The sequence below is a fragment of the Senegalimassilia faecalis genome (assembly GCF_004135645.1).
Classification (GTDB): domain Bacteria; phylum Actinomycetota; class Coriobacteriia; order Coriobacteriales; family Eggerthellaceae; genus Senegalimassilia; species Senegalimassilia faecalis.
In genome coordinates this window covers 978,298-1,004,523 of the sequence record NZ_SDPW01000001.1, presented here as the reverse complement: position 1 = coordinate 1,004,523, position 26,226 = coordinate 978,298, and the positions used below count along the sequence as shown (strand labels likewise).

Sequence of the window (26,226 nt, the reverse complement as noted above, 5' to 3'; positions counted from 1 at the left end):
GCAACGCAAAAGATAGGAGCCGTGCCTGCTGCATGACGAAGAGCCTGACATTCCTTCATTCCGCCGACCTTCACCTTGGCGCGCCTTTTCGCGGGCTTGCGCAGGTTTCCGAGTTGTGGGCCGCGCGGCTGATTCAGGCTATCGCCGAATCGTTCGACCGTATGATCGATGCGGCGGTGAAGCGGCAGGTGGACTTTGTGGTGATTGCGGGCGACATCTTCGATGCTTCGCGCGCGTCGTATGGCGACTACCTGCACTTTTTCGAGGGAATGCGCACGCTTGGCGCCGCGGGCATTCCCGTGTACATGATCACGGGCAACCACGATCCGTTCACGTCGTGGCAGCAAAGTATGTTCGCGCTGCCGGACAACGTGCGCATGCTTGCGGCCGACCACCCCGGGTTCGAGCTGTTCGAGAAAGACGGCCAGCCTGCGTGCATCATCGCGGGGCGCGGCTACTATAACCAAACGTGGCCCATGGACGAGTGCATCGCCGATGGCCTGACGCGCCAAGCGGCCATCCAGGCGCTTTCGCCTGCTCGTCCGCGTGTGGCCGAGGCACCGTTTTCCATCGGCGTTCTGCACACGGGGCTGAACCTTGACCCCATCAAGGCGCCGGTGAACCCTTCGGTGCTTATGAACGCCGGCATGGATTACTGGGCGTGCGGGCATATTCATATGCGTTACCTCTATCCCAGCAAGGAAAATCCGCGCATAGCGTTCTCGGGGTGCATCCAGGGGCGCGACATCAAGGAGACGGGCACGCGCGGTGTGATGGCCGTGACGCTTGCGGAAGGCGCCGCGCCGCAGCTGGAATATATCCCCACGGCAAGCGTGGTGTGGCAGCGCCTTGACGTGAACGTCGAGGAATGCGCAACGTTGCCCGAGGTGGGCGACAAGATTATGCGCGAGCAGTTCCGCGCCAACGGCAAAGCGCATTGCGAGGAGATGATCTCCCGCATCACGCTGGTGGGCAAAACGAAGCTGCACGAGGTGCTGAGCCGTCCGGACGTCATCGAGGACTTGCGCAAGCACGTGAATGACTCGTACTCGTCGTTTTTCTGCGACACGCTGGTGGACGCGACGGTCGAACCGCGCGATGAGCAGGCGCTTCGCTCTGAAGGGCTGTTCCCGGCGGTGTTGATGCGCGTGGCCGACGATCAAATCGAGAACAAGGAAGATGCAGTGGCGTTTTTGCAGGCCGAGTTCATCGACCGCAACCTGCAGATGCCCGCTGCGTGCGCTGGTAAAGTGGACAAGCTGACGAAAGAGGCCGAGAATTTGGTGCTTGACCTGCTGTCTTGGGGTGACGACCAATGAGCGGCAAGTATTTGAAGCATGCGAAAATCGATGTGTTCGGCGCGTTCTCGAACCGCGTGGTGGGGCCATTCGGGCCGCATCTGAATGTGGTGTTCGGTCAAAACGAGGCGGGCAAAACCACGTTGTCGCAGTTTGTGGGCGGCGTGCTGTTCGGTTGGGAAGAGGCGCGCGGCCTGCGCAACACGTACAAGCCGGCAAACGCGGAGCGCTCAGGCACGCTGGTGTTCGCCGATGAACAAACGGGCGAAACGGCGCAGGTCACGCGCGTGCGCAACGCCGATGGGCTACAGGGGGACGTTTCCGTGGCGGCCGACATCGACCGCGAAACGTATCGCACCATGTTCAGCCTTTCAAGCGATGAGCTGCGCCGCTTGAAGAACACGTCCGATGTGGCGGCGAAGCTGCTGACGGCGGGTTCGGGCACGGGCGCGTCGCCGGCGCATGCGCTGGCGGAGCTGCAGCAGCGTTTGGCCTCGTTCACGTCGCGTGCCCAGGCGGCGGAAAACTCTCTGGTGAACATCGAGCGCGAGCAGAATGCTGTTCGCGAGCAGATTGCGCAGGAGACGGAGCGCGTCGAGAAGCTCAAGCGCGAAAGCGAAGAGTTCGCCGAGCTTGCCCCTCAGCGCGAGGACCTGCTGACGAAAATCAGCGAGCTGAACGCATCAATCGAGATGCTGACGGCAAACCGCAAGACGCTTGAGAAGCTGGAAGCTGAAACGGGCGATCTGCAGGCGAAGATTGCGGATCTGCGCGAGCAGGAAGACGACCTGCGTCGCGAGCACCGTTCGGCCCAGAAAGAGCACGCGGTGCAGCTTGCGGGCATCACGGCCACCGAAGAGCGGCACCTGCGCGACCGCATCGAGGTGCTGGCGGCCGAAAACGCCAAGTTCGAACACGCCGTTGACCTGGCACGCGACAATTTCGCCACCTCGAAGGCGTCGTATGAGGCGCTGCTTGAGGCCGATGACGAGCAGGCAATTGCCCAGGCGGCGCGTCGGCAGCAATACGTGCAGGTAGCGCTGTCCATCGCGCTGCCGGTGGCGTTCATGTCCGCGGGCATTCCTCTGTTCATGCACGGCCGCGAAATCACCAGCCTGTCGTTCACGGCGCTGGGCTTCTGCCTGGTGTTGGTGGCGGTCATTCTGGCGGCGGCTTCCCTGGCGCTGCTGTTCAAGCCGAACAAGAAGGCCGAAGCGGCAGATGCGCGCGTGCAAGATGCGCGCTGGGTGATGTTGCAGGACAAGAAAAAGCTTGAAACTTGTTGCGCTGAGCAGGAGCAACACCGTGTGCGCGTGGAAAACGAGCTGGCGGAGATGGGCCTTTCGGAAGCGAAAGACTCGCTGCGCCACGCGCGCACGCTTCTGGACGAGGCGCACGACATGCGCGCCAACAACGCGCTGTACCTGCAGCGCCGGCAAGCGCTGGTGTCGCGACGCACGGCGCTTGAGGAAACGCTGGATGCGTCCACAAACACCCGCAACGCGCTGTACGGGGACATGGGTTTCCGCCCCGAGCGCGGCACCATCGAGGCCGTGGACGCGTTCGTCGCGCGCAAAACGCGGCAGCGCGAGGGCTTAATGGAAAACAGCGAGCATCTGAACAGGCGTTATGGCGAGCTTAGCCAAATTCTGGCGTACGGCAGATCGGAGCGCGCGTTCGACGAGCTCAAGCTGCGCTACCAAGAGCTGCAAACGCGCCGCGATCGGAGCGCCATGGAATTCGCCAAGCTGCTGCTTGCGCGCCGCATGCTGGAAACAGCCATCGCGGCATGGGAGAGCAAAAGCCAGCCCGAGGTGTATGCGCGCGCCAGCAAGCTGCTTGCCGACATGACCGACGGCAAATGGACAAGCGTCTCCATGAGCAGGGAAGGCCGCCTGCAGGTTTCCAACGACATGCTGACCACGCGCGAACCGGTGCACCTTTCGCTGGGTACGTGCCAGCAGCTGTACCTGGCGCTGCGCATCGCGTTGCTTATCACGGCCGACAACGTGGGGCGCAACATCCCCATCATCGCCGACGACATTCTGGTGAATTTCGACTCCAAGCGCCGCGTGGCCGCCGCTCGCGCGCTGGCGGAGCTGGCCTGTCATCGCCAGGTGATCATGTTGACGTGCCATGAAGAAATCGTCGATACGATGCGCCTGGCCGATTCGTCGTTGAATGAAGTGGTTCTGTAGTAAACTGTGAGGGTTGCGACACAGTAACTGAAAGGATGCGCACACATGCCGAACACCGTTCTGGTTGGCGCCCAGTGGGGCGACGAAGGTAAAGGCAAGATTACCGATCTTATCGCAAGCAAATACGACTACGTCGTTCGTTATCAGGGCGGCAACAACGCCGGCCACACCGTGATTCACGGCGACAAGAAGCTGGCGCTGCACCTGATGCCGTCCGGCGTCATGTACGAGAACGCCATCCCGGTCATCGGCAACGGCGTTGTGGTCGACCCCGGCGTGCTGGTCAAGGAAATGGCCATGTTGGAAGCCGAGGGCATCTCCTGCAAGAACCTCAAGATCAGCTGCGACGCGCATGTGATCATGCCGTACCACAAAGACCTTGACGGCGCGGACGAGAAAAGCCTGGGCGAGCACAAAATCGGCACCACGAAGCGCGGCATCGGCCCGTGCTACCAGGACAAGGTTGCCCGCAAAGGCATCCGCATCCAAGACCTTATGGACGAGAAGATTTTCCGCCTGAAGGTTGAAACGGCGCTGGTGCAGAAAAACGCCATCCTCGAGAAGATCTATGGCCTGCACACCTACACGGTGGAGGAGATTTGCGAAGAGTACCTGCCGTACGCCCGCATCCTCAAGCAATACATGGCCGAAACCAGCCAGATGCTCAACGACGCCGTGCGCGCCGGCAAGTCCATCCTGTTCGAGGGCGCGCAAGGCACGCTGCTCGACATCGACCATGGCACGTACCCCTACGTCACGTCCTCTTCGTGCTGCGCCGGCGGCGCAGCCACGGGTTCGGGCGTGGGCCCGGTCAACATCGACCGCGTGCTGGGCATTCAGAAGGCCTACATCACGCGCGTCGGCGGCGGTCCTTTCCCTACCGAGCTCAAGTACGCTGAAGACGGTGGCGAAGGCATCGAGGCCGAAGAGGGCGAAACACTGTGCCAGGTGGGCCACGAATACGGCGTGACCACCGGCCGCAAGCGCCGTTGTGGCTGGTTCGACGCGGTCATCGCGCGCTATGCGGCTGACGTGAACGGCCTGACGGACGTGGCGCTCACGAAGCTCGACGTGCTTTCCGCGTTCGATACCATCAAGGTGTGCGTTGCCTATGAGTGCAACGGCGAGCGCTACGATTATTTCCCCATGCAGCAAAGCGTGCTGTTCCACGCCAAGCCCATCTACGAGGAGCTGCCGGGCTGGAAGGGCGAGGACATCACCGGGTGCCGCACGTTCGACGAGCTGCCGGAAAACGCCAAGTCCTACGTGGAATACCTCGAGCGCACCATTGGCGTGCCGATCAGCATCGTGGCCGTTGGCCCCGATCGCGACCAAACCATCATGCGCGGCTGGCAGGGCTAAACCTTGCTTGTCGGCATCAGCGTGAAATAGAAGTGCATTATCGTGCGGGGCTGCTAAGCTGCAGGCCCGCACGCGCGTATTACCTCGGAAAACGACATTCGGACACTTGGGAGGTTGTCATTCATGAACATCCTGGTCTTGGGCGGCGGCGGTCGCGAGCATGCCATCACATGGGCGTTGGCTAAATCTGCGCGCACTGACGAGCTTTTCGTTGCTCCCGGCAACGGCGGCACGTCCGACATCGCGCAAAACGTTGCGGGCTTGAATGCCGAAGATGGCGAAGCGGTGCTGGCCTTTGTGCAGCAGCACTCCATCGACCTGGTGGTCATCGGCCCGGAAGCCCCGCTGGTTGCCGGCGTGGCCGACGTGCTGCGCGCGGCTGGCGTGGCCGTGTTCGGCCCCGACGCGCAGGGTGCGCAGCTTGAGGGTAGCAAAACCTACAGCAAGGAATTCATGGAGGCCAACGGCATCCCCACGGCGCGCTACGGCAGCTTCACCGAGCTTGAGCCGGCGCTGGCCTACGTGCGCGAGCTGGGTGCCCCCGTTGTGGTGAAGGCCGACGGCCTGGCCGCTGGCAAGGGCGTTGTGGTTGCGCAAACCATCGAAGAGGCCGAAGAAGCCGTTCGCAGCTGCTTCGACGGTGCGTTCGGCGACGCAGGCTCGAAGGTGCTGGTGGAGGAGTGCCTGACCGGCCCCGAGTGCTCGCTTCTGGCGTTCGTTTCCGGCGGCAAGGCGCATTGCATGGCAACGGCGCAGGACCACAAGCGCGCTTTCGATGGCGACAAGGGTCCGAACACCGGCGGCATGGGCGTGTACTCGCCGGTGCCGATTGTGACGCCCGAAGAGCTTGAGGCCATGCAGCAGGTCATGCAGACGGCCGCGGCTGCAACGGCCCGCGCGCCGTTTGAGCACGACTACCGCGGCGTGCTGTACGGCGGCTTCATGCTGACGCCCGAAGGCCCGAAGGTGCTTGAGTACAACGCCCGCTTCGGCGATCCGGAAACGCAGGTGGTGCTGCCGCGTTTGCAGAACGATCTGGTGGACGTGATGATGGCCGTGGCCGAAGGCCGTCCCGACGACATCGACCTGACGTGGGACGACCAATGGGCCGTGTGCGTGGTACTTGCTTCGGCGGGCTACCCGGGCAAGTACGAGAAGGGCAAGGTCATCCTCGGCGTCGAGGACGCCGAGGCCATGGACGGCGTGACGGTGTTCCATGCCGGCACCGCCCGCAACGCCGATGGCGAGCTGGTTACGGCCGGCGGGCGCGTGTTGAACGTGGTTGCGCTTGGCAAGACGTTCGACGAGGCGCGCGAAAAGGCCTACGAGGCTTGCGACGTCATCAATTTCGAGGGCAAGCAGCTTCGCACCGACATCGGTGCGAAGGCGGCCGCCGGTCGCGGTGCCTGGGCGTAAACGGCACGCTTGGCGCGTCTGTCCGCGCGGCGCGCTTGGACGGTGAAGAACTCGAGCTGACTGCTTGAAGGCTTCGTCAAGATTATATGAGACTTAAACGGTAGGATATAATTCCTACCGTTTACTTATGACGAGAGAAGGAGCACGCGAAACATGCTGTCCGAGCGTTTGCTTACCACGGTGGTTCGCCAGTGCACGAACCAATACCTGAAACTGAAACCGACCGATGAAGTGACGATGCCGGCTCCCGTGCCTGGTCAGCGCTATATGCTGTACATGCACGTGCCGTTTTGCGAGCGCTTGTGCCCGTATTGCAGCTTCAACCGCTTCCCGTTCTCCGAGGAGCGCGCACGCCCGTACTTCGAGAACATGCGCAAGGAAATGCGCATGCTGAAGGACTTGGGCTACGACTTCGACAGCGTCTACATTGGCGGCGGCACGCCCACCATCATGATCGATGAACTGTGCGACACCATCGATCAGGCGCGTGAGCTGTTCAGCATCAAGGAAGTTTCCAGCGAAACGAACCCGAACCATCTGATTCCCCGCTACCTTGACAAGCTGCAGGGGCGCGTGCAGCGCCTGTCCGTTGGCGTTCAAAGCTTCGACGACGACCTGCTCAAGCAGATGGACCGCTACGACAAGTATGGCAGCGGCCAGGAGATTATCGCGCGCATTCAGGACGCCAGCCCGTACTTCACGTCCATGAACGCGGACATGATCTTCAACTTCCCTGCGCAGACCGAGGATATCCTTATCAGCGACATCGAGCGCGTCATCGAAAGCGGTTGCACGCAGACGACGTTCTACCCGCTGATGGCGTCGCCGTCGGTTGAGCGCAGCCTGGCGCGCACCGTTGGCAAGGTGGATTACGCGCGCGAGCAGAAGTACTACGAGATTATTTGCGAACTTCTGACGGGCGGCCCGCTGCATTTGTTCGAGCACGGCAGCGCGTGGACGTTCAACAAGCGCAACACGTCGGCCGCAGGCGAGGACGCCATGATCGACGAGTACGTGGTGGACTACGAGGAGTATCCGGCCATCGGCAGCGGCGGCATCACGTATCTGGGCAGCAACCTGTACGTGAACACGTTTAGCGTGAAGGATTACAACAAGTGCATCGAGGCTGGTCACATGTCCATCATGGGCAAGACCACGTTCAGCAAGCGCGACCGCATGCGCTATCGCTTCATGATGCAGCTGTTCGGCCTGCGTCTGGACAAGCGCCAGTTCAAGAAGGATTTCGGCTGCTCGGTCGAGCGCGGTCTGCCTGCGGAGATGGCGTTCATGAAGGCGTCGGGGGCGTTCGCCACCGACAACGCCGACGAACTGACGCTTACACCGAAGGGCCGCTACCTGCTGGTGGTGATGATGCGCCAGTTCTTCATTGGCGTGAACAACCTGCGCGACCAGGCTCGTGCGGTGCTTCCCGGCGAAGAGAAGGAACTGCTGTTTGGCAGCGGCTGCGCCGAGTGCAAGTAGCGGTTTGCGGTTGCTGGGCGTTCTTCGGTTTTGTGCGTGAAGGCGACGAGCGCTGTGCAGCCGGAAACGGTGCGCTGCTCGTGCATAATCGGGATGTTATGGGCGTGCGGGAGGTTTGAGAAAAGATTTTTCTCAAACCGCTTGACGGACCGGGATGCTTCCCGTATTATACTAACTCGCGTTCGAAACGAACGACTTCTGGTCGGGTAGCTCAGTTGGTAGAGCAGGGGACTGAAAATCCCCGTGCCGAGGGTTCAAGTCCCCCTCCGACCACCATAAACACCGTAGGAGCCTTCGGGCTCCTACTTTTTTGCTGTTGAGGTTACCTCAGGGACGGACCTCGTAGCGTCGAGCGCAAGCTCGACCCATCCAAAAGCGCCGAAGGCGCATCACTAACTTATTGCACGCGCGTTTGGAAAGTAGTGGCGCGCCCTTTGGCGCTACATTAAAACGGCTGAGCTTTCGCTCAACCCCACGATTTGACGTATGCCAGGCACTTCGGCATTCCGTGCGTTCTCTCTTCCTACCCCTGCGGCTTTATTCGGCTTTCGTGCGGTTTCGTGTTGGCCTCTTCTTGCGCGCTACACTGCTTGTGGAAAGAATCGCGCGAAGGAAGGGTTGCACAATGTCTTGCGATCATAAGAATCCGGTTGTCGGCATCATCATGGGCTCGGAAAGCGACATGCCCAACATGGAGCCGTGCATGAAACAGCTCGACGAGTTCGGCGTTCCGTATGAGGTGAAGGTTGCCAGCGCGCACCGCAAGCCCGCCGAGGTGCACGAATGGGCGTCCACAGCGCATGAGCGCGGCATCAAGGTCATCATTGCCGCTGCCGGCAAGGCTGCGCATTTGGGTGGCGTGGTTGCGGCTTACACGCCCGATCCCGTTATCGCCGTGCCTATGAAAACCAGCGACCTGGGTGGCCTGGATTCGCTGCTTTCCATGGTGCAGATGCCCTCCGGCGTGCCGGTGGCCACCGTTGCCATCAACGGTGCCAAGAATGCGGCCATCCTGGCGGTGCAGATGCTGGGCACGGGTTGCGACGGCGCACGCCAGAAGATCATCGACATGAAGAAGGCTATGGCCGAGGCGTAACAGCGCGTTTTCGAGAAGGCGACGGGACGGTCCGTCGCCTTCTTTGCTGTTATGGGCGTCAATGGGCAAGGTGGGCTTCGGGCAAGCGAGAAAGAGGTCATCGGCGGATTCGCCAAAAGCCCTGGTTTCACTTGCGGCGAAGGCAGGCTGAAGCGAAAACCATCGGCAGATTGAAGATCCCCCTCGCAGCAAGGAAATCGATTCCAATCCTCATCTTGCTTCATCGACCTATTCAGCCCTTGCATCGAAAGCGCAGCTGAGGGGCGCTTTCGTTTTGCTATCATGGAGTGCATAGTCAGACGACAAAGCGGCTGTTTCACGTGAAACAGCCTTACGTTTTGCTTGAGAGAACACAGCTTTGAGGTGGGGAAGCGTATGACGAAACAATTGCTGATGGGCAACGAGGCATTCGCCCATGCCGCCTTGGAGGCGGGCGTCCGCGTGGTCGCCGGCTATCCGGGCACGCCGTCATCGGAGGTAATCGAAACAATCGCGAAGCTGCATGCGGACGGGTCCGCCCAGGGCGTGCACGTCGAGTGGTCAACGAACGAGAAAAGCGCGCTTGAGCTGCTGGCCGGCGCGGCGTATTGCGGCGCGCGTACGCTGTTCACGTGCAAGCAGGTGGGCCTGAACGTGGCAAGCGACGCGCTTATGAGCCTGAACTACGTGGGCGTCAAGGGCGGCACGGTGCTGTTCGTGGCAGACGATCCGGGCCCCATCTCGTCGCAAACCGAGCAGGACACGCGTCGCTTCGGCAACTTCTCGAAGGTGCCGGTACTCGATCCGGCCACGCCCGACCAGGGCTTCGCCATGATGCAGGCGGCGTTCGAACTTTCCGAGCAGTACAAAACGCCGGTCATCATGCGCCCCACCACGCGCGTTTGCCATGCGTCCACGTTCTTCGACGTTGCGGAAAGCACGCAAGCCAAGCCGGTGCCGGAAGAGGGCTTTCAGCGTGACTCGCGCTGGGTCATCTTCCCGAAGCGCGCCTTCGAAGGCCATGGCGAAATCAACGAGCGCCTGCGCAAGATTGCGGTGACGTACGCCGCCGACGAACGTTTCGCGCGCTTCAACCCCATGGACGAACGTCGCATCGCGGGCGAATCCACGCGTTTCGGCATTGCGGCCGGCGGCGTGTCGGCAGCGTATGCGCTTGAGGCGCTGCGCATCTTAGAGCAGCGCGCCGACGAGCGCGGCATCCATATGCCGGCCTACCGCTTCTGGCAGGTGGGCACGCCGTTCCCGTTCCCCGAGCGCACGTGTGAGAAGTTCGCGGCCGGGCTTTCGGACGTCATCGTGTTCGAAGAGCTTGACCACGTCATCGAAGACGAGCTGCTGGCGTACGCCGGCAAAACGCACGCGGCATATAACGTGCACGGCAAGTTGACGGGCGAGGCGCGCGACCGCGGCGAGAACGACGTCGACGACATCGTCGAGCGCTTGGCGAAGTTCCTGGGTGTTCCCGAGCTTGCACAGGTGGAATCGCCCGTAACGTACGAATCGGCCGAACCCGAGTTCCCGCTGCCCGTGCGCCCGCCGGTGCTGTGCCCGGGCTGCCCGCATCGCGGCAGCTTCTACGCGGTGAAGCGCGCGCTCGGCAAAACGCCGGCTGTGTACTGCGGCGACATCGGGTGCTACACGCTGGGCAACGCCATGCCGCTTGACGCGGTGGACACGTGCCTTTGCATGGGCGCCGGCGTGACCATGGCGCAGGGCTTTTCGGTGGCCGACCCCGGCAAGAAGGCGCTGGCGTTCATCGGCGACTCCACGTTCTTCGCCAGCGGCATGACCGGTGTGGCCAACGCGGTGTACAACGGCCACGACTTCACGCTGTGCGTGCTTGACAACGCTACCACGGCCATGACGGGCAGCCAGCCGCATCCGGGCACGGGCGTGACGCTGATGGGCCCGAAGCGCAAGCCCATCTCCATTGAGCGCGTGCTTGAGGCGCTTGGCATGGAGTGTATCGTGCACGCAAACCCGCTTGACCTGCAACAATCCATCGATGCGGCGAAGAAAGCCATCGATTTCGAGGGTCCATCGGCCATTCTGTTCGAAAGCCCGTGCGTGCAGCTGTTCAAGCCCGAAGTCCCCGTGGTGCTTGACGCGCAGCGCTGCACCGGCTGCAAGAAGTGCATCACCGAGATCGGCTGCCCGGGCATCGGATTCGATGCCGACGCGCGCGGCCCGAAAAGCGGCCAGCGCGGCCAGGCGTTCATCGACCCCAGCCAGTGCAACGGTTGCGGGCTGTGCACGCAGGTGTGCCCGTTCGATTGCATTCAGGTTGCGAAGAGGGAAGGGGCCGACAATGCTTAACGTTTTACTTGCAGGCGTAGGCGGGCAGGGCACCGTTTTGGCGGCGAAGTTGTTGGCCCAGGCGGCGCTTGAAAAGGGCTGGCAGGTGCGCACGGCCGAAACCATCGGCATGGCGCAGCGCGGCGGCAACGTGGTGTCGCACGTGCGCATCGGCGACAAGGGCGAAACGGTGCACGCATCGCTGGTAAGCCGCGGCATGGCCGACCTGGTCATCGCGTTCGAGCCGGCCGAGGCTGCGCGCGTGCTTCCGTACTTGGCGCCGGCGGGCACGCTGGTCACGGCAACCACGGCGGTGCAGCCCGTCACGGCGGCGCTGTCCACCGACCCGTACCGTGCAATCGACGTGGTGGCGAACATCCAGCGCGCGCTTGAGGGCACGAAGGCAACGTTCATTCCCGTGGACGACCAGGCGCTGGTGGAGGCCGCGGGAAGCCGCAAGGTGCTGAACAACCTGCTTCTGGCGAAAGCCCTGCAAACGGGTTGCATTCCTATCAGCTTGGTTGACCTGCGCAGCGCCATCGCCGCGTGCGTGAAGCCGAAGCTGGTGGACATGAATCTGCGTGCCGTGGATATTGCTGTGGCGGAGTAGCTGACAGGCTATTGCGGGCGATTGCTAGTTGAGAAACGTGGCGCGCGGTTTGCGCGCGATGGCGGTCTCGCGTATGAAACATTGCGACTTGCCGCTGCGTGCGCGTTAACGAGGGTTGCCATGCGTGCGGTTCGCCGCCGACGCAGTGTCTTCGCAAAACTGTGGCGCGCATCGTGAGCGCACCATCTCTCGAGTATGCAAAACTTTTCACCGATGGGGCCTATTTCGGCCCCGTCTTCGCTATTTGGGGATTGAGCGCTCTGCAGTTTGCCCTACAATGGCGATATGACTTTCGCAGCCGACATATCTTCCCGCATAGCCGCGCGCACCGCGTTGGCTGGTCGATGGCTTTAGCTTCAAGACCTGCAAGGCTTGGGGCTTGGATGTTCACGCTTGCCCTTCGCTTACGGGCTTGAAGCGCCTTTCGCACTTTTCCTGCTATTCAATCGAATCATTCGTCACCTACCAAGGGAGATTACTATGGATATGAAGCCGGAGCAGCTTGAGCTCATCAAGAACCAGTTCAAAACGCTGAAGGACCGCTCGCCGTTCTACGCGCGGAAATTCAAGGGAATCGACCTGTCCGACGTGCAGACGCAGGAAGATTTCGAGAAGCTGCCGTTTTCGGAAAAGGCCGACCTGCGCGAGGCGTATCCGCTGGGACTGCAGGCCGTTCCCGACGAAGAGGTTGTGCGCATCCACAGCTCGTCGGGCACTACGGGCACGCCGGTTATCATCCCGTACACGCAGCAGGACGTCATCGACTGGGCAACCATTTTCGCGCGCTGCTACGAAACGGCGGGCATCACGAACAAGGACCGTATCCAGATCACTCCGGGCTATGGCCTGTGGACTGCCGGCATCGGCTTTCAGCTGGGCTGCGAGCGTTTGGGCGCCATGGCCATCCCCATGGGCCCCGGCAACACGGAAAAGCAGCTAAAGATGATGCAGGACCTGCACACCACCGTTATCACCGGCACTAGCAGCTATGCGCTGCTGCTGGCCGAGGAAATCAGCAAGCGCGGCCTGCGCGATAAGCTTGACCTGCGCAAAGGCGTGATCGGCTCCGAGCGTTGGGGGGACAAGATGCGCAACCGCATCGCCAACGAGATGGGCATCGAAATCTTCGACATCTATGGTTTGACCGAGATATATGGCCCGGGTATCGGCATTTCGTGCAACGAGCACCACGGCATGCACATCTGGGAAGACTACGTGTACTGCGAGATCGTCGACCCGAAGACGGGCGAGCCGCTGCCCGACGGCGAAGTGGGCGAGCTGGTGCTGACCACGCTGCGCAAGCAGGGCGCGCCGCTTATCCGCTACCGCACGCACGACCTGACGCGCATCATCCCGGGCGACTGCAAGTGTGCGTACGGCTGCCACCACCCGCGCATCGACATCCTGACAGGCCGCACCGACGACATGGTGAAGGTGAAGGGCTGCAACATGTTCCCGGCGCAGATAGAGGAAGTCATTCAGTTTACCGACGGCGCTTCGTCGGAGTATCAGGTGATGATCGAGGCCGTGAACGGGCACGATGTGCTGACCGTGCTGTTCGAGACGCCGCTTGAGGGCGAAGAGCTCGAGCGCTGCGAGGCGCAGCTGGCCGCCATCTTCAAGGCGAAGATCGGCTGCACGCCCGAGGCAAAGGGCGTTCCCATGGGCGAACTTCCGCGCAGCGAAAAGAAAACGAAGCGCATCTTCGACAGCCGCTACTAGGGGCGCAGGGCGAGGTTGAAATTCGACCGAAGCGTGGGAACGCGGCCGGAAATCGATATGCGACCGAAGTGTGGGAATGTGGCCTGAAATCGATATGCGAGCGAAATCGTAGGGACGAGCGAAAGCTCGTCCCTTTTTAGTCAGCGCCCAAAGGACGCGTCACCAAATTTTACTCATGGGGAAATTGGTGGCGCGCCATTGGCGCTTTCTATTTGGGGTCGAGCTTGCGCTCGACGCTACGTATTCTTCTTGATAGGCTTTGTTGCTCGCACCGGCATGCCCGAATGGGACAAAGGGACTGTCCCTTTGTCCCATTCGGGCGCATGAAGGCATAAAAAGGCCGACCCGCCATAGGTGAGGGGACGCGGGTCGGCAAGGAGGAGGAGGGGTGGTCGGCAGCCGATAGCCGCGCGACCGATGTAGTGTTGTTGTTCACGATGTCGCGATAAGGGGAAAACGCGGCACCGACGCTACACCATACCAACGTCAGGAATGCCGGTGGCGACTGTGTAAAAGGGGATGACATGTCGCTCACCGAAGGGGATTGCTCTCCCGACACCAAGTATTTTACTGGTTACGATTCCCTTCGAAAAGAAACATATTTGCGAATCTGTGTAAATATGTGCGAAACCTATAGGACAATTGTTGCGCCTATAATGAAAGTATGCAATGAAATACGGGTAATATTCTAAAACTGAGAATCAAAATATGAGGATAATCTCCGCAACCATTGAAGAAATTGTGAACGCTTAACCAAAATAGTGTGGTAGAGTATGCGCCATGAACATCGCCCAGGGACATACCGCTGCATCTTCTCGCTGCCGTCTGCAGCTGCAGCTTGCCGCGCTCATGCGCTTCACCGCGCTTGCGAACGCAGATGTCCAGGCAATGTATCTTGCGAGGATAAAGGCCGGTGAATTCGGGTCAATGGAGCCTTGCTTCTACACCTACTATTCCTATCGATATATCTAGCACACGGGATTTGCTGCCGTGCGTTAGCTCTTCGGTGCTTTCGTTTGGCGAAACTCGGGCAAATCGCGTGTGCGCCTTTGCGCTTTGGCGCGTGCTTCTTGCGTGTCAAAGCTCCTCGACGCAGCGAACCAATTGATTTCACGCCAGCTTGACCTGGTGAAATGCGCAGTGTCGGGTCATTTGTACCTCGATAGACCTCGATAAAGGAATAGACTAATGGTTGCAAAAATCTGCATGGTTTTGATTTTCATCGGCGTGGCAGTCGGCGTAGGGTTGTACTGTAGACGTACAACGTCAAGCGTCGATGGCTTCGTGCTGGGCGGCCGCAACGTCGGCCCCTGGATGAGCGCGTTCGCATACGGCACTAGCTACTTCTCTGCTGTGGTGTTCGTCGGCTACGCTGGCCAGTTCGGCTGGAAATACGGCATCGCCGCCGTGTGGGCCGGCATCGGCAATGCTATTCTGGGCAGCTTGCTGGCCTGGTGGGTGCTTGGCCCGCGCACGCGCGAGATGACGCACCGCTTGGGTGCCACCACCATGCCCGAGTTCTTCGGCAAGCGCTTCAAGTCGAAGGGCCTGCGCATTGCCAGCGCGGCCATCATCTTCGTGTTCCTGATCCCCTACACCGCCAGCGTGTACAACGGCCTGTCGCGCCTATTCGGCATGGCATTTGGCCTGCCGTACGAGGTATGCGTCATCGGCATGGCCGTTATCACCTGCCTGTACGTGGTGCTTGGCGGCTACATGGCCACGGTCATGAACGACTTTCTGCAGGGCATCGTCATGCTGTTCGGCATTGTGGCCGTTATCGCGGCGGTTATCCTGAACAACGGCGGCTTCAGCGAGGCCATCACCACGCTGTCTCAGATTCCTGCCGAGGGCTCGCAGATGGCCGGCCCGTTCGTCAGCATGTTCGGCCCTGACCTGTTCAACCTGCTTGGCGTGGTGGTGCTGACCAGCCTGGGCACGTGGGGTCTGCCGCAGATGGTGCAGAAGTTTTACGCCATCAAGTCTGGTCCGGCCGTGAAGCAGGGCGCTATCATCTCCACGTTGTTCGCGTTCGTGGTTGCTGGCGGCAGCTACTTCCTGGGCGGTTTCGGCCGCTTATACGCTGATCAGATCGAGATGGGTGCCAACGGCGCTCCGGTGTACGACTCCATCATCCCCACTATGCTGTCCACGCTGCCTGACCTGCTCATCGGCATCGTGATCGTGCTGGTGCTTTCGGCCAGCATGTCCACGCTGTCGTCGCTGGTGCTCACCTCGTCGTCCACGCTGACGCTTGACCTGCTGCAGGGCAACGTGGTGAAGGGCATGAGCGAGAAAAAGAAGCTCGGCTGGATGCGCGGTCTGATCGTGGTGTTCATCGTGGTTTCCGCCGCGCTGGCGCTGGTGCAGTACAATTCGTCCATCACGTTCATCGCGCAGCTCATGGGCATTTCCTGGGGCGCGCTTGCTGGCGCATTTTTGGGCCCGTTCCTGTGGGGCTTGTACTCCGGCCGCATCTCCAAGGCTGCCGTGTGGTGCAGCTTCATCGTGGGCGTATGCCTGACCAGCGGAAACATGGTGCTCACGCTTATGGGCACGCCGCTGATCGCCAGCCCCATCAACTGCGGCGCGCTGGCCATGCTGCTGTCGCTGGTTATCGTGCCGGTGGTCAGCCTGTTCACGAAGGCGGTGCCGTTCGAGGTGAATCCGCCCACGCCCGAAGGCGCCATCGACCGCGAATACCAGCAAGAACTGGCCGCCGAAAGCGAAGCGAAATAGCGCAAACGCTAGCTGAACATACCTAGGACAGGGAAGGGTGACTTGCCGCAAGTTCCCTTCTCGTGTTTTGCGGGCTGAAGCGGCAGGTTGTTAGCAGCTGCGGGGGTCGAAGGAAGTTCGTGGCATAGATGTCTTCTAAAGCCGCCCACACGCTTGTACCGCGCCTTGAATGCGCTTCGGTCCATGGGGGAACTTGTGCGCGTTTGCCCTAAGCCCCTTGTTTCGCGTGTGACCCGTCTGCGGAATCGTCTGCGTGTGGGCGCTTGGCGTGGGTATACTGGTGCGCAACAAGTTCCTCGAGTTTAGGAAGGGAAAGGAAATGGAAGAGGCTTTCGAGCTTATCAGCACCGGCGCGTGGTCAATCGTGCCGCCGCTGCTGGCGCTGGCTCTGGCACTCATCACGAAGGAGGTGTACTCGTCGCTGACCATCGGCGTGTTCGTGGGCATGGTCATCTACCAGTTCACCCTCAACGGCGTGGGTGTCGACCCGCTGGTCACGGCGTTTACCGACGTGCCCAGCGCCATGGCCATGCAAATCGCCGACAACGGAGCGCTGCTGCTATTCCTTGCGCTGCTGGGCGCGCTGACCGTGGTCATCGCCACGGCGGGCGGCAGCCGCGCGTATGCGGAGTGGGTGTCCACCCATATCAAGAACGCGAAGATGGCCCAGGTGCTCACGGCGCTGCTTGGCATCATCATCTTCGTGGACGATTACTTCAACTGCCTGACGGTCGGCGCCGTTATGCGTCCCGTCACTGACAAATTCCGCGTCAGCCACGAAAAGCTGGCATGGATCATCGACTCCACGGCTGCCCCGGTGTGCATCATCGCGCCGGTGTCCTCGTGGGCCGTTGCGGTTGGCGGTTACCTGGGCGAAGACGGTTTCACCACGTTCGTACAATCTATTCCGTACAACTTCTACGCGCTGCTGACCATCTTCTTCGTGTTCTTCATGCTGATTTCGGGCAAGAACGATTACGGCCCGATGCGCGCGGCTGAGGAAGAGGCCCGCGGCGAAATCGTGCGTGAAGGCGGCGCGCTTGAAAAGATGGCCACCATGGGTCTGTCCGACAAGGCCGAGGCGAACCTTGACGACCATACGAACCTGGAGTCGGTGGTTACCGAGCAGTCCGACATCGAGATGTCCGCTGCGCCGGCCATGGAAGAGTACAAGGGCTTGAACATCTCCGAAAAGGGCAAGGTGCACGACCTGGTGGTGCCTATTCTGGTGCTCATCGTGTTCTCTATCCTGGGCATGCTGTACACGGGCGGCTTCTTCGAAGGCGTCGATTTCGCCACCGCGGTTGGCGAAGACCCGGTCAGCGGCCTGTGCATCGGCGCCACCGTGGCGCTGTGCGTTGCTGGCGCCATGTTCCTGCCGCGTGGCCTGACCACGCTGAGCGGCTTCGTGGAGAGCATCTCCGAAGGCGTGCGCTCCATGGTGGGCGCCATCATGATTTTGGTGCTGGCGTGGAGCTTGGGCGGCTGCTGCCGCTATATGCTGGGCACGGGCGAGTTCGTGAGCAATTTCCTGAACGGTTTGGGCGTTGGCCTGGGCATTCTGCCGTGCATTATCTTCCTGGTGGCGGGCTTCATCGGCTTTGCCATGGGCACCAGCTGGGGTACCATCGCGCTGATCCTGCCCATCGTGGTGGGCGTGTTCCCCGAGGGCGACCCTCTGTTCCTGGTGGCGGTTGGCGCAACGCTGGCCGGTGCTGTGTACGGCGACCACATCTCGCCGATTTCGGACACGACGATCCTGTCGTCGGCGGGCGCGAAGTGCAACCACCTGCGTCATGTGGCTACGCAGCTGCCGTATGCCACCACCGTCATGGTGGTGTGCTTCGTGTGCTACATCGTGGCTGGTTTCACGGCGAACCCGTGGATTTCCCTGGCGCTTGGCGTGGTGCTGACCGTTGTGGCCGTGCTGTGCCTGCATAAGTCCAGCTTCGGCGCGAAGAAATAGCGGCTGGCGAAAAGCCGGCAGAAGCTGACAGCCTGACGGAAAGCTGGCGAAAGCAAGCGGAATGAGAGGGTGCCTGCGGGCACCCTCTTTTTATGCGATGAGGAAGGAGTTGGCCGGTGGCGCTGCCTGGCTAAAAGACGCAGGGCTGCCTGGCCAAGAAGGATGTTGTCGCAGTATTGTCGCAGGTGGGACCGCAGTTGATGCGCGCCGCTTACAGGGGGGCAAACGTTACGCAATGCGAGCTCTTCAGAACGCTTTTGTTTGCAAATAATCCCGCAAGCGGGTGGCTTGCTGCTTGCTAGGCGCGGATGATGCGGGGGAGCGACAGGTCGTGCGGCTCGGTAGGGACGACGGGAATCTGTTGTTCGGCGAATGCCACGCCGGCAACAAGGCAATCGGGGCGTAGCTTCGGCAGGAATCGGTCGTAGTTGCCGCCGCCGTATCCTAGGCGCATAAGCGTGCTGTCGAACGCGACCATGGGAATAACCGCGATATCGAACAGGACCTCATCTATCTCGTGCCATCCCTGGGCATGCAAGTCGGCAAGCAGAAACGGCTGTGCCGGGTGGTCGAGAAATGCTGGACGCTCGTCGAAAATGCGCTTCTCGGACAGCTCGAAAAACACCATACGCGCCTTGGCGCTTTCCGTATCCTTCGCCATGCAAGGCAGGCAAACATGCCACCCGCGCGCGAATGCTTCGCGGAAGAACGGATGCACGTCAACTTCGCTGCGCATAGGCTCGTAGGCCGCAATGAACAGCCCGTTCCTTGAGATATTCGTCGATTCGTCAACATGGTGAAGCGCGATTTGCATCAGTTGATCGCAGATTCGCTGGCTTTTCTTTACGCGCTGATCGGCTGGAATCGCATCGCGTTTTTCGAGCACAAGTTTTCGGGTAGATTCCTTTAATGCCATTGGGAAGTCCAATCATGTAGGCTGGTTATATACCCTGGTCGAAAGTACAGTAATATACTAGAATATTAGGCATTGCTTCATCTAGCAATCATATGCGCAAAGCGGAATATGAGCGACAAGATTCGCTTTGGCGGTATGAAAAGACAAGGGTGCGGCATTTTGGTATGCTTCACCTGCAACGAGCGGGATGCTGATACGCTGCACGCGTCAGCCTGCGATGCTCGCCTGGAGGGTGCGAGCGGAGGATGTTAAAGGAGGCTATACGCTTGAAAGCTTCGACTGAATACGGGATGCGCACAGTGCTGTATTTGGCAGAAAGGGGCACGGTGTGCTCGTCGCGCGACGTGGCGGAGGAGATGTCGATTCCCCGCGATTACCTTATTCAGCTTGCCCAGCTGCTGCGCAATGCGGGCATCATTGCCGCGCGTCCTGGTAAGCACGGCGGCTACAGTCTTGCGAAAGACCCAGCTCAGATTAGCGTTTACGATGTGATGCACGCGCTTGCGGACGACCAGAAGCGCCCCGCGAAGCGCAAAAAGGTCGCCACGCGCCAAACGGATATCGCGCGCAGCGTTGTGTCGGCGTGCAACATGGTGGAGCGCGGCATTGACGCGCACATGTCGGCGTTGACGCTGCAGATGCTGCTTGACTACATGCACAGCGAAAAGCCCGACAACGAATTCATCGCGCATCAGATGCAGCAGCAAATCGATCGCTTGCTGGCTGAATAGCAGCGAACCGAATAGCGAACGAAAGGGGAGGCATTGTACCTCCCCTTTTTGCGGTTGGTTTTGCTGTTGAGCCGTATTGCGTTGCGTCCGTTGCTGCCGATTGAGTACACGCGTGCAGCAATTTGGCTGAGTGGATGACGCGGGGAAGAATCACAAGAGAACCCGGCCGGGCAAGAGGTGCGCTGCTCTTCGGCTTGGGATACCCGGCTTCGCTCCTGCCACCTGAAAACAAGAAGAGGGAGGCTTTCGGGGCCTTCCTCTTCTCATATGGTTGAGCTTGCAGGGCAGCAGAGCACCGCTATCCGATGCCGAGCACTTGCATGACCAGCAGCACCGCCGTCAGCACGGTAACAATGGCCACGGTGATCCAGATGAGCACGCGGGTGACGCGGCCGGACTTGTACTTGCCCATCACGCGCTTGTCCGACGAGATCAGCGCCATGAACACCAGCAGCACCGGCAGCACCAGGCCGTTGATGAACTGCGCCATCAGCATGACGCCCATAAGGTTGATGTTCGGAATCAGCACGATGACGGCGGAGAACACGATGACGAACGTGAAGATGCTCTTGAACAGCGGCGCTTCCTTCCATTTGAAGGACACGCCCGCTTCCCAGCCGAATGCTTCGCAGATAACGAACGCCGTGGTCAGCGGCAGAACACACGCGGCCAAAAACGACGCGGCAATCAAGCCGATGGCGAACAGCGCCTCGGCGTATTGGCCTGCGAACGGTGCCAGCGCGCGCGCCGCGTCGGCGGCGTCGTTGATGGTGATGCCCTGCGGGAACAGCACGGTGCCGGTGGTGACGATGATGAACCAGGCCACCAAACAAGCTGCGATGGTACCGGACACCACGTCGACCTTCTGCGCAAACAGATCGTCGGGCGTGACGCCCTTCTCCACCACGTTGCTTTGGTTGAAGAACAGCATCCACGGCGCAATGGTGGTGCCGATCATGGAAATGACCAGCGACACGAAGCTTTGGTCGGACACCACGTGGGGCACAAACGTGTTGATGGCCGTTTCTTCCCAATTCGGCTCGGCCAAAAACGCGGCCACCACGTACGTTAGGAACACGAGCGACAGGATAAGGAACACCTTCTCCACGCGCTTATAGCTGCCGCCCACGATAAGCAGCCACACAGCCACCGCGGCCACGGGCACGGCCACGTATTTCGTGACGCCGAACATCTCCATGCCCGAGGCAATGCCGGCGAATTCTGAGAACGTGGTGCAAACATTGCCGATGAGCAGGGAAAACATGGCCAGGGCCGTCAAGCGGATGCCGAACGACTCGCGAATAAGCGCGGCGAAGCCCTTGCCGGTGACAGCGCCCATTTTCGCAGCGGTCATTTCCACCACGATAAGCAGCACGCACATGACGGGGATGACCCACAGCGTGGCGAAGCCGAACTGCGCGCCCACGGTGGAGTACGTGGAAATGCCGCCAGCGTCGTTGCCGGCCATGGCCGTGACGATGCCGGGGCCCAGCGCGGCCAGGATAAGCAGCAGCTTGCTTTTCTGCTTAGGGGCGTTTTCGGTGGCCAGCGCCTCTTCGGGGCCGCGTGCTGCCTCGCCGGTTTTGAAGCTGCTGCGCTCAAGCGGATTGGAAGCATCGATGTCGACGGCGGCTGCGGTTTTGCCCTTGTGCTTCAAAACCATGGCTTATCTCCCCGTGAATCCGACGATTTGCAGCAGCACCAGCGTATACAGCGCCAAGAACAGCAGCGAGCCGGTGGCGATGCCCACCCATTTCAGGACGGACGTCTTCGTTTTGTCGCCCTGCACGTCATCTTCGATGGCGTCCCATGCGTCGTCGACGGTGACGATACCCAGAAGCGCGCCGCGCTCGTCGACCACGGGCATGGCGGGCAGGTCGTACTTGAAGATGTCGGCCGAAACGTCTTCCTCGGTTTCGTCAGGCGTTGCGGTGATAACGTCGTCGTACATGCACTGCGACATGGGCGTTTTGTCGTCGGTCAGCACCAACGTGCGCAGCGAGCACACACCCACCAGCTTGTCGTATTCGTCAAGTACGTAGACGAAGTGCACGGTGGGGTGGTCTTCAGGCAGCTCGCGCAAAACCTCGATGGCGTGCCCAACGGTGTCGGTGTCTCTTACGGACACGTACTGCGTGGTCATCATGCCGCCGGCCGTGCCGTCCTTGTAACCCAGAAGGCGGCGAATCTCGGCGGCATCTTCCACACCCATCAGGCGCAACAACGTTTCAGCGCGCTCGTAGGACAGGTCGCGCACAATGTCGGCTGCGTCGTCGGGGTCCATGTTGCCCAGCACGTTTGCGGCCTGCTTGTTGTCCAAGCTTTCGATGAAGTCGGACTGGTACTCGTCTTCCATCTCCGAAATGGCCTCGGTGGCCTGCGCATCGTCGAGGTGCTGGAACACGTTGGCGCGCTGCTGCGGGTCAAGCTGCTCCAGAATGTCGGCCACGTCGGCGGGGTGCAACTCGTCAAGGCGCTTGTGCGTGACGGACAGCTGCACTTCGGACAGGTCGCGGTCAAGCAGGTCCATGTAATTCCAGGCGATGATCTGCTCGTCGATTTTCTTGCCGAACAGCTTCGCCACGGAAACAACGGCGCGCTCAAGCCACGGCGCCAGGCCGCGCAGGATGCCGCGCACGCCCACTTCAGCGCCTAAAAGGCGCAGTTGAGAGCCGGAAACAGAAAGCTTCAGGTCGTTTACGCGCACGACTTTCAGGCCTTGCGTGTCCACAATCTGGCGGTTCATAAGGTCGCGCGCAAGCAGCACCTCGTCGGGCTGCAGATAGCTGAAGCGGATGTCGTGCGCCTCAACCTGCAGCGTGATGCCGTCGTCGTCGAATTCGTCGACGTACTTGCGCCACGAGATCATGAACGGGATTTTGCCCGGCCCCTGGAAGGCCAGGCTGGTGATACGCGGAAAAACCTCGCCCGTAGAGATGGCAAGGTCGGAAACGGTGCCGATTTTCTCACCGGTTGAGTCCACAACCGGCTTCCCCAGCATTTGAGAGAGATAGAGCATGTGATTTCCCTTACTGTCCATGCTCGCGTTCGGTAGAGTTTTCATCGTGCCCGCGATAGTACCGTCGCCGAATCTACGCGGCATCACGGGTGCGTAAAGACTCTGTCAAACGAGAGCGCGTTGCAGCCTGACCTTCGGCTGCCGGTAAGGGATGGCGTCGAAGGAAGGCTACATACTGTGAGGTTTCGGTTTTCGAACCTTCAACAGAATTCCTTTCCTTGGCCTACAAAACAAAAAACCGCATGTGCTCGATGGAGCCATTGCGGATTTCAAAGCTTAAAAATGGTGCGCCGTGAGGGATTCGAACCCCCGACGTACTGATTCGTAGTCAGTCCCTCTATCCAGCTGAGGTAACGGCGCACATTGTCAAGCGGCGCTGTTTAAAATGGTGCGCCGTGAGGGATTCGAACCCCCGACGTACTGATTCGTAGTCAGTCCCTCTATCCAGCTGAGGTAACGGCGCACATTGAAACAGCAACGGTTATTATGCCTGCCGTTTGCCCCTAAGTCAATACCTAATTTCGTTAAATGAGAAAAATTTTTTTGGTTACCAGTTAAGTTCGTAAAACAATAGAGCTTACTTGAAGTGAAGAGGATGAGCAGGCATTGCGCGGCAAGGGGCTTGTAAACGCTTGCGACAAGGTAATCCGAAGGGGATGCGATGTTATCAAATAGCGATAGCTCGGAGAATATCAATAGCGAAAAGCCCAGTCCAGATGAGCCGAAAAACAACGATGAGGTTCCGCTTGCCGCACAGGGCGAAGGCGTTTTGGAAGCATACGTGGACGTGCTGCTGAAAGACGACGTCATGCAGCCTTCTTTGGATGTTGACGCGTTGCCGCAGCGAGCTTCTGAAGGAGAACGACCCTGCTTCTTCGCTGGTGTTCTCATTCAGCTACGGGTGCTCCTTGACCGAGCCGGCGCGCGGCGATGATCGCAGGCAGACCACGCTTGATGCCGACCGCAAGATGTACGATTACAAGCTTACGCAAGGCACCGATGGCATGCCCACGGTATACGTCGGCTACATCATCAACCGCAGTGCCGCCGAAGTGACGGACTTGGCAACGGGCATGGGGAATTTCCGCGGCCTGATGTCGGCGCTGGGTGAAACGCGCACGAAGGGCTTTCTGTGGGAAGCTGGTTCCTTGACGACGCTAGGTCGTTTGTCAGGTGCGGAATGGGACAAGGGACTGTCCCCTTGTCCCACCCTTGTCCCGTATATACGAGAAGAGCCCCTTGGCGGGGGCTCTTCTCGTTGGCGCGAGTGAGTGTCGCGTTTTGGTTAGTTGGTGCTGTTGGAGCCAGTGCCAGAGCCGCCGCCCGTGGAATTGGCGCCAGAGCCGCCACTCGTGCTGGAGCCACCGCTGCCGCTGTTGTCGGAACCGCCGCCCGTGGACCCGCTGCCGGTGCTGATGACCAGGTGCACCGTTTTGCCGGGATCAAGTTCAGACCCGCTTGAAGGCGTTTGACTGATAACGTTGCCGGCGGAAACCGAAGTGCTGGCTTGGTATTCGGTGGTTACCTGGAAGCCGGAGTTGCTGAGCGTGGTGGTTGCGGCACCCTCAGACTGGCCCACAACATTCGGCACGCTGACGGCCTTGCTTTCCTTACCCTTGCTGACCACGATGTTTACAGTGCCGTCCGCCTTCAGCTTGCTGCCGGATTCGGGCGTTTGGCTGATGACGACGCCCTCGGCGACGCTGTCGGAGTACTGCTCATCGTACGTGACGTAGAAGCCGGCGTTGTTCAGCGTGGTGGTAGCGGCACTGCGCGTTTGGCCGACCACGTTAGGCACGGAGGAGCCTTCGGAACCAAGCGACAGGTAGTACGTGACCACAGTGTCCTTTGCAACCTTCGAACCGGCCTCAACGTTCTGGCGCACAACAAGGTCTTTGTCGACGGTGTCGGAGTATTCAGCGGCGCCGGCCTTGAACTTCAAGCCGTTTGCCTGCAAGAGTTTCTTAGCCTCATCTGCGGTTTTGCCCGTAAGGTCAGGCACTTCGATTTCCTGGGTTCCTTGCGAAACCGTCAAGTTGATGCTGGAGCCCTTGGCTTTCTTCGACTTGCCCATGGGGTCTTGGCTGATAACCTTGCCGGACTCCACCTTGTCGGAGTATTGCTGCTGCACGGTGCCAACCGTGAAGCCGGCCGACTGGATGGCGGATTTCGCCTCGTCAAGCGTTTGGCCCGTGACATCAGGAACTTCGATCTGCTCCTTGCTGTCGCCGTTTCCGCCAAGCGCGAACGCGCAGATGGCGATAAGCGCCACCACGGCAACCACGGCCGCAACAATGGCGGCGATTTTCTTCTTGTTGTTCTTCGGCGCAGTGTTGTCCGACATATACGAGTGGCTTTGGCCGCTTTTGGACGTACCGTGCTGGTTGCCGCCGACTGCAGGCATAACTGCGGTACCGTCGCCCATGGGGCTGATAGGAGGCACGTTGCTCATGACCTGCGTTTGCGCGCTGGTGAAGCCGCCGCCGAGCATAACGGGGCGACCGGCCAAGTAGTCGTTGAGCGCCGAGCGCATTTCCTTTGCGGTGGCGAAGCGCTCCATGGGGTTTTTCGCCATGGCCTTCATGATGATGGCCTCAAGCGACGGATCGATCTCGGGGTTCAGCTCGCGCGGAGGCACCGGCTCGTCCTGCACCTGCTTCATGGCAACGCTGACGGCGTCGGGGCCGTCGAACGGCAGCTTGCCCGTGGCGGATTCGTACAGCACGATGCCCAGCGAATAGATGTCGCTGGTGGCGGTGAGTTCCTTGCCTTGTGCCTGCTCAGGCGAGATATAGTGCGCCGTGCCCAGCACGCTGGACGTTTGCTCTTTCGTGGAGTTCTTCGCACGCGCAATGCCGAAGTCCATGACCTTCACGTTGCCGTCGGGCTGCACCATGATGTTTTGCGGCTTGATGTCGCGATGGATGATGTCAAGACCGTGAGCCACGGAAAGCGCCTGGCACACCTGGCTGCCGATTTCGGCGACCTTGCGCTGGTTGATGGCGCCGCGCTGGTTGATGGCGGTTTTCAGGTCGGAGCCGCGCACGTATTCCATGACGATGTAGTAGGTGCCTTCGTCCTGGCCCCAGTCGTACACGTTGACGATGTAGGGGCTTTGCAGGTTGGCAGCGCTTGCCGCTTCCTGCTTGAAGCGCTGGGTGAAGCTTTGGTCTGCGGCGTACTGGGGCAACATCACCTTTACTGCCACCATACGACCCAAGACGTTATCTTGCGCGCGGTACACCTCGGCCATGCCGCCGATGCCGATGCGCTCGGTTATTTGGTAGCGGTTGTTGAACACCCTGCCGATCATGTTTCCGGTCACGTTTAAACTCCTTTAGGTCACATGCTGGGCGGTATTTGCGTAACCCTCATA

General features: G+C 60.3%; 18 protein-coding genes and 3 tRNA genes. 15 read left to right on the top strand and 6 right to left on the bottom strand.

Going from position 1 to position 26,226, the window contains the following annotated elements; translation table 11 throughout:
• Nucleotides 1-32: 32 nt before the first annotated feature.
• From ET524_RS04170 to ET524_RS04110, 13 genes are all read left to right on the top strand, one after another.
• Nucleotides 33-1,319, top strand: coding sequence for a metallophosphoesterase family protein (locus ET524_RS04170; protein ID WP_129423487.1), 1,287 nt, complete (start codon nucleotides 33-35; stop codon nucleotides 1,317-1,319).
• Nucleotides 1,316-3,496 (top strand): ATP-binding protein, encoded by a 2,181-nt coding sequence (locus tag ET524_RS04165; RefSeq protein ID WP_129423485.1) that lies wholly within the window; start codon nucleotides 1,316-1,318, stop codon nucleotides 3,494-3,496. The genes ET524_RS04170 and ET524_RS04165 overlap by 4 nt, the downstream gene beginning before the upstream one ends.
• A gap of 45 nt (nucleotides 3,497-3,541) precedes the next feature.
• Nucleotides 3,542-4,858 carry an adenylosuccinate synthase gene (locus ET524_RS04160; RefSeq protein WP_129423483.1) on the top strand — a complete coding sequence of 439 codons (1,317 nt, stop codon included), beginning with the start codon at nucleotides 3,542-3,544 and terminating at the stop codon, nucleotides 4,856-4,858.
• A 123-nt stretch (nucleotides 4,859-4,981) separates the two neighbouring features.
• The gene (gene purD / locus ET524_RS04155) at nucleotides 4,982-6,274 is read left to right on the top strand and encodes a phosphoribosylamine--glycine ligase (RefSeq protein WP_129423481.1); all 1,293 of its coding nucleotides are present in this window, start codon (nucleotides 4,982-4,984) and stop codon (nucleotides 6,272-6,274) included.
• Between the two features lie 153 nt (nucleotides 6,275-6,427).
• Nucleotides 6,428-7,756 (top strand): coproporphyrinogen III oxidase family protein, encoded by a 1,329-nt coding sequence (locus ET524_RS04150; protein WP_129423479.1) that lies wholly within the window; start codon nucleotides 6,428-6,430, stop codon nucleotides 7,754-7,756.
• Nucleotides 7,757-7,956: 200 nt separating this feature from the next.
• Nucleotides 7,957-8,032: transfer RNA gene (locus tag ET524_RS04145), tRNA-Phe, on the top strand.
• Nucleotides 8,033-8,381: 349 nt separating this feature from the next.
• On the top strand, nucleotides 8,382-8,852 hold the full coding sequence (purE, locus tag ET524_RS04140; RefSeq protein ID WP_129423477.1) for a 5-(carboxyamino)imidazole ribonucleotide mutase: 471 nt from the start codon (nucleotides 8,382-8,384) through the stop codon (nucleotides 8,850-8,852).
• Nucleotides 8,853-9,227: 375 nt separating this feature from the next.
• Nucleotides 9,228-11,168 (top strand): thiamine pyrophosphate-dependent enzyme, encoded by a 1,941-nt coding sequence (locus ET524_RS04135; protein ID WP_129423475.1) that lies wholly within the window; start codon nucleotides 9,228-9,230, stop codon nucleotides 11,166-11,168.
• A complete protein-coding gene (locus ET524_RS04130) occupies nucleotides 11,161-11,757 on the top strand; it encodes a 2-oxoacid:acceptor oxidoreductase family protein (RefSeq protein WP_129423473.1) in 597 nt (198 codons plus the stop codon). The genes ET524_RS04135 and ET524_RS04130 overlap by 8 nt, the downstream gene beginning before the upstream one ends.
• 480 nt (nucleotides 11,758-12,237) lie before the next feature.
• Nucleotides 12,238-13,479 carry a phenylacetate--CoA ligase family protein gene (locus ET524_RS04125; protein ID WP_129423471.1) on the top strand — a complete coding sequence of 414 codons (1,242 nt, stop codon included), beginning with the start codon at nucleotides 12,238-12,240 and terminating at the stop codon, nucleotides 13,477-13,479.
• A gap of 780 nt (nucleotides 13,480-14,259) precedes the next feature.
• Complete coding sequence (locus tag ET524_RS04120; RefSeq protein WP_129423469.1) at nucleotides 14,260-14,451, top strand: hypothetical protein; 192 nt, start codon at nucleotides 14,260-14,262, stop codon at nucleotides 14,449-14,451.
• A gap of 216 nt (nucleotides 14,452-14,667) precedes the next feature.
• Nucleotides 14,668-16,218, top strand: coding sequence for a sodium:solute symporter family protein (locus tag ET524_RS04115; protein ID WP_129423466.1), 1,551 nt, complete (start codon nucleotides 14,668-14,670; stop codon nucleotides 16,216-16,218).
• 319 nt (nucleotides 16,219-16,537) lie between these two features.
• On the top strand, nucleotides 16,538-18,184 hold the full coding sequence (locus tag ET524_RS04110; RefSeq protein WP_129423464.1) for a Na+/H+ antiporter NhaC family protein: 1,647 nt from the start codon (nucleotides 16,538-16,540) through the stop codon (nucleotides 18,182-18,184).
• A 298-nt stretch (nucleotides 18,185-18,482) separates the two neighbouring features.
• Here the strand turns inward: ET524_RS04110 and ET524_RS04105 are convergent, their stop codons facing one another.
• The gene (locus tag ET524_RS04105) at nucleotides 18,483-19,100 is read right to left on the bottom strand and encodes a 5-formyltetrahydrofolate cyclo-ligase (RefSeq protein WP_129423462.1); all 618 of its coding nucleotides are present in this window, start codon (nucleotides 19,098-19,100) and stop codon (nucleotides 18,483-18,485) included.
• Nucleotides 19,101-19,366: 266 nt separating this feature from the next.
• On the opposite strand from ET524_RS04105, the gene ET524_RS04100 reads away from it, so the two are divergent.
• On the top strand, nucleotides 19,367-19,831 hold the full coding sequence (locus tag ET524_RS04100) for an RrF2 family transcriptional regulator (RefSeq protein ID WP_201738657.1): 465 nt from the start codon (nucleotides 19,367-19,369) through the stop codon (nucleotides 19,829-19,831).
• Nucleotides 19,832-20,129: 298 nt separating this feature from the next.
• Here the strand turns inward: ET524_RS04100 and ET524_RS04095 are convergent, their stop codons facing one another.
• From ET524_RS04095 to ET524_RS04080, 4 genes are all read right to left on the bottom strand, one after another.
• Entirely contained in the window at nucleotides 20,130-21,494 is a 1,365-nt protein-coding gene (locus ET524_RS04095; RefSeq protein WP_129423460.1) for an NRAMP family divalent metal transporter, read from the bottom strand.
• 3 nt (nucleotides 21,495-21,497) lie between these two features.
• Nucleotides 21,498-22,850, bottom strand: a complete 1,353-nt coding sequence (locus tag ET524_RS04090) for a magnesium transporter MgtE N-terminal domain-containing protein (RefSeq protein ID WP_129423458.1) — start codon at nucleotides 22,848-22,850, stop codon at nucleotides 21,498-21,500.
• A 283-nt stretch (nucleotides 22,851-23,133) separates the two neighbouring features.
• Nucleotides 23,134-23,210 (bottom strand) — tRNA-Arg (locus tag ET524_RS04085).
• A gap of 26 nt (nucleotides 23,211-23,236) precedes the next feature.
• Nucleotides 23,237-23,313 (bottom strand) — tRNA-Arg (locus ET524_RS04080).
• A gap of 361 nt (nucleotides 23,314-23,674) precedes the next feature.
• On the opposite strand from ET524_RS04080, the gene ET524_RS04075 reads away from it, so the two are divergent.
• On the top strand, nucleotides 23,675-24,121 hold the full coding sequence (locus ET524_RS04075; RefSeq protein ID WP_129423456.1) for a hypothetical protein: 447 nt from the start codon (nucleotides 23,675-23,677) through the stop codon (nucleotides 24,119-24,121).
• A gap of 14 nt (nucleotides 24,122-24,135) precedes the next feature.
• Here ET524_RS04075 and pknB read toward each other — a convergent pair whose 3' ends face one another.
• Nucleotides 24,136-26,175, bottom strand: coding sequence for a Stk1 family PASTA domain-containing Ser/Thr kinase (gene pknB, locus ET524_RS04070; protein WP_236648248.1), 2,040 nt, complete (start codon nucleotides 26,173-26,175; stop codon nucleotides 24,136-24,138).
• Nucleotides 26,176-26,226: the final 51 nt, after the last annotated feature.